Source organism: Halomonas sp. 25-S5, assembly GCF_029889845.1.
Lineage (GTDB): Bacteria > Pseudomonadota > Gammaproteobacteria > Pseudomonadales > Halomonadaceae > Halomonas.
The window spans coordinates 1-700 of record NZ_JARANV010000082.1 but is presented as its reverse complement, the minus strand read 5'-3'; the positions used below and the strand labels follow the sequence as shown (position 1 = coordinate 700).

The following is a 700-nucleotide window of genomic DNA, read 5'->3' as shown; positions in this document are numbered from 1 at the left end:
ATGTCGTCGATCACCAGCACGGCGTACTTGTCGAGCTTGGTCAGCGCATCGCTCAGGCGCAGGGCCTGCTTGGCGGCCTGGAGCTCCTGCACCAGGCCCGATGCCGTGGCGCAGCTCCTCCCAATAGTCCGCCGCCACAGCCAGCCAGGTGTCCTGATCGTCCTTGGCCGAGCGGCGCGGGTTCCACTTGACGAGATAGTCCAGCACGCACCCGTCCTCGGCGCAGGCCCGGCGTTGCTGTTCGAGCAGCGCCAGGTGCGCCTGGCTGTCGAAGCCGCTGTCTTCGCGCACCAGCAGCGGCGCCTGGGTCAGTGGGTAGGCGCGCGGCAGCACCCGCTCCAGGAAGGCATTGCTCTCCTTCATGGTGTGCTGCTTGCCGGGACGCAGTTCCAGCCCCAGACACCACCCCTCGTTGCCCAGATAAGCGGCAATCGGGGTGTAGCCGTCGACCTTCTGGTAGGTGCGCGAGACGCCCTCCTTGCGGGAGTTGCTGTTGTCCATGACGAAGGTGTCGATGTCCAGGCAGACGTGTGTCGTCTCGGCGGTGATCGGTGCCTCGACCAGCGACAGCAGCGTCGTGGACCAGGACGCGGTACTCTCCTGAAGCCCTTGGGCGGCGAGCTTCTCCAGGCGTTGGCGCAGCGTGGCGGTGCTGGGCACCTTCTGCAGGTTGAGCAGGTGCTTGAACGATTTGTCCTGA

1 protein-coding gene is annotated in these 700 nt (G+C 66.0%); it reads right to left on the bottom strand.

Going from position 1 to position 700, the window contains the following annotated elements; translation table 11 throughout:
- Positions 1-700 (bottom strand): transposase (locus OP498_RS18465; RefSeq protein ID WP_280554816.1); only part of this gene is annotated, 700 nt, incomplete at both ends.